Genomic DNA, 3,705 nt, shown 5'->3' with positions numbered 1-3,705 from the left:
GCGCCTCGGATTGCCTGTGTGGGCCCACCGTGTACTTAGAGTCCAGACCCGGGCAATGCGCCCTCGGCGCCATTTGCCAGCGCGCGAATGTAGACCTCAAAGACGCGACACGCATCCTCTGCAACCCGGTCCGCGATCTCGTCTCCCGCAGCCTGGCCGGTCATCTCGGCGCAGAGAGTCTGCCATGCGACGGGCTTCAGTCTAAGGTTGAAGATGCGCCCTGCCCCGGCAACGGCCGGATCCGTGGCCGTCACCCAGCGTTTCCGAAGCACCCGCATGCCCATCTGTGAGCCGAGAAGGACATAAAGCACGGCAGTAGCATCCGCTTCGACAGGCAGGATGGGATCCGCGGGTTGGGCGCCAAGGTGACGAAGATCGGCGTCGAGCGCCTCGATCATCTCGGCGCGCAAAGCCTCGGCCGCAGACGCTCGGCGCCCGGGCCGGCATCGGATGGCGCGTAGCGCTGTGCCATGCGTAGCAAGAAAGCGGGCAAGGGTGCTCCTCGTGCACAGGTCCAGCACGGAGAACCCTAGATCCACTTCTGCGTGGTATGGCGAAGTTGCGCTGCGCAGTCGGTCCCTCAAATTCGCGGGAAAGATGTCGGCCTCATTCGCTCTCCCGCGCAACTCAACGATCTCCTCCACGCCGCCGATCAAGACATGCCCCGAGAGGTCGCAGCAGCCACCCGGTTCCTGCCCTCATGCTTTGCCGTGTAGAGCGCCCGGTCCGCCTCTTCCAGCAAATCCTCCGGCATCATGATCGAATCTGGGTCCGCAGCCGCGATGCCGATGCTCACGGTGACTGTACCGCCCACGGAGTCGGGGTGGTCGATGCAGAGACCCTCCACCGACGCGCGAACCTCCTCGGCGATCACGCGCGCCCCCGCGAGGTCCGTCTCGGGAAGCAGGATCACGAACTCCTCGCCACCGGTCCTTGCAGCAAAGTCGGTGGGGCGGCCGGATGCGCCGAGAACGCCAGCCACTTGCCTCAGGCAGTCATCCCCCGCAGGATGGCCAAAGCGGTCATTGAACTTCTTGAAATGGTCGACGTCGACCGCGACAGCGGCCAGGCTCCGCGCGTAGCGTGCAGCCCGTGCCCATTCCTGCTGCAACCGTTCGCCGAGCGACCGCCGGTTCGCGAGCCCGGTCAGTTCGTCGGTTCTTGCCATTGCCGACAAGCGCGCGTTTGAGGCCTGGATCTGCGCATTCATGTGCCGGATCTGGAACTCCTGCAGCACAAGAGTGGCACGCGCCCGCAGCAGGTGCGCGGCTTCGACCTCGACGTGGCTCCACGGACGGCAGCGCGCGCGGACCGTTTCGGTCCACAGATCGAAGCTCTTTCGGGGACCGGGCCTTCCGTCGATCCCGTCGAGGTCCACCGCCGCATGCGGATTGCCCGCCCAGAAGACCTCCTCCACCTGTTCCGCGCGGAACCACAGGACGACCAAGGGGGCCTCTCCGGGAAGAACCACGGCCACCAGACCGCTGGCCTCTGCCGTGAAGTCGCCAGCGGCGGCATAGTGCTCCGAGAGACAGTCCGTGACGAAGACGCCCGACGGCTGGGAAGTCGCGATCACCCACTGGATCAGCGGCGCCAGGGCGTCGGCGGGCGGAACGTGACCGGTCAGGTTCGTCTCGGCGTCGATCGAGGTGACCACCCCATGCGCAGGTATCAGGTTCTGAATGTCGGCAATCCGCTCCCGCAGGAAGGCCCTCGGGTCGGAGGTCGTGGCTATCTCGCTGAAGATCTGGTCGCGCGCGCGCCCGAGATCCAGCCCATGACTGGTCTCCTCGGCGTCGTCCTTGGCGCCGATGTAATGCGACAGGGCCAGACCCAGATGCTGGCAGATCTCGCGGGTCTCGAAGGGAACGAGCTTCGGGCTGCCGTGGTGGCAGGCGATCAGGCCCCAGAGTTCGCCCTTTCGCAGAATCGACACAGACATCGAGGCGCCAACGCCCATGTTCTTCAGGTAGCGGATGTGGACAGGCGACACGCTGCGCAAGGAGCAATGGCTCATATCGAGGATCTCATCAGCTCCCGGACGGATTGCCGGCACCAGTGGCGCCGGCTGATATGTCACGTCCGGAATGACCCGGATCGGGTTGCGGATATAGAGCTCCCGTGCTTGCCGCGGGATGTCCGACGCCGGGTAGCGGTGATGGAGGAAGCTTGGAAGGTCTTCCAGCTTCTGCTCTGCAATGACACAGCCAGACCCGTCCTTGAGAAACTGATAGACCATGACCCGGTCGAAGCCGCTGATTGCGCGCACGTCTGCCGCGATGCTGTGGGAAGCGTCCTCGAGCCCTTCCCGCTGGGTCATCCGTTCAACCGCTTCACGGACGAAGGACAGGACGACAGCGACCGGGGAAACAGGGCCAGAGGGTTCGATCTCGATAACGAGATGCCCTTCCACCCTGTGCCCCGTCACCGTCAGCGGTTTGCCCTCCGTGCCGACCCTGACCTCGCCAAGGTATGCGGGCGATCCGCTGAAATCCCTGCTGTGGTTCCGCAGCAGGGCCGCGACCTCGCCCTGCAGCTGTTCCTCAAGAGCATCGCCCGTCTTGCCACCGAGAAGAGTTCGCGGATCCCCCGCCATTTGAAGAACCTGTCCGGAACCTGCGTCCAGCACCATGAGAAGTCCGTGCGTCTGGATGCTCCCCGGCACATGAATGGGCTCGCGGGCGCAGAGATCGCGCTTGACTGTATCTTGCATGGGCTTTCGTCCTTGTGTCGCGGCGGACGCGCGTGCGGGCTGCACAACCTGTCGACCCTCAGCCCCATTTCCCACAGCGATCAGGATCGCCGGGCGAGCTTTGATGCGGTGTGTCGATGAGGTCCGCACAGGGCATAACAGAGTCTGCAGGAATTGCCTAAAGATATAAGGCCTTGGCACCCGGAAGCGACAATATTCGCGCATTGACAACTTCGAGCGAAGACCGCAGCCATCCATATTGCGCCCCGCCGTTGTTTCTTATCGGCGGGTCAAACACTTGGAGTCAGACAACTTGGCGACCGACAAGCGGGCATACTGCCACGCCAAGCATTGATCGGACTATTCTGACCTCTTTCAGGATCGCTTGTTTTTGCTGAGATCCTATGTCAGCGCGGCTACGTCGATGAAATCCAGAGCATGACTGATCCTGCCGCCGACAGTGGCCAGCAGGGGAGGGCAAAGGGGCGTCCCGTTGATGCAAACGCACCCTACGCTGCGGAGGACGCCCTCGCCAGGGCAACCACCGACGCTCTCCCTGAATATATCGCGGTCATCGACGGCAACGGAGCATTGTCGCAGTGAACATGGCTTGGCAGGGGTTCGCGTTCGACAACGATGCCGCTGCTTCTGTCTGCGAGGGGGTAAATTATCTCGCCGCCTGTGACAGGGCGCGGAGGGACGGTGATGGCGATGCCATCGCCGACGTCATGTTGATCATAGAAATTTCGGACGGAAGGCGCCAAAATGGCGGCCTTGAGTACGCCTGTCACTCGCCTACCGCGGAACGCTGGTTCCTCATGAAGGTCAGTCGGTTTGCCAGCAGCGGACCCGTCCACATGGTGGTGGCGCACGAAAAAATCACGCAGCGCAGGCGAAGCGAGATCAGGGCCCGGCATCTCGCCCGGCATGATCCTCTGACCGACTGCGCCATTCGCGCCCAGCTTGCCGATCGTGCCGTCCCCGCATCGCCATCTTGCTCTTGCCAAGCGAGC

At 63.5% G+C, this 3,705-nt stretch carries 3 protein-coding genes; 1 reads left to right on the top strand and 2 read right to left on the bottom strand.

All coding sequences use genetic code 11. The features are described from left to right. Positions 1–35: 35 nt before the first annotated feature. A complete protein-coding gene (locus C5F48_RS24925) occupies positions 36–398 on the bottom strand; it encodes a heme oxygenase-like domain-containing protein (protein ID WP_146170710.1) in 363 nt (120 codons plus the stop codon). A gap of 254 nt (positions 399–652) precedes the next feature. Continuing rightward, the gene (locus C5F48_RS22410; RefSeq protein ID WP_170139737.1) at positions 653–2,713 is read right to left on the bottom strand and encodes a sensor domain-containing diguanylate cyclase; all 2,061 of its coding nucleotides are present in this window, start codon (positions 2,711–2,713) and stop codon (positions 653–655) included. Positions 2,714–3,291: 578 nt separating this feature from the next. Between C5F48_RS22410 and C5F48_RS25780 the strand changes: the two genes are divergently transcribed. Next, positions 3,292–3,705: hypothetical protein (locus C5F48_RS25780; RefSeq protein ID WP_219907827.1), on the top strand; the 414-nt coding region annotated here is incomplete at its 3' end.

The sequence above is a fragment of the Cereibacter changlensis JA139 genome, from assembly GCF_003034985.1.
In the GTDB taxonomy this organism is placed as follows: Bacteria; Pseudomonadota; Alphaproteobacteria; order Rhodobacterales; family Rhodobacteraceae; genus Cereibacter; species Cereibacter changlensis.
This window is presented reverse-complemented; position numbering and strand designations above follow the sequence as displayed.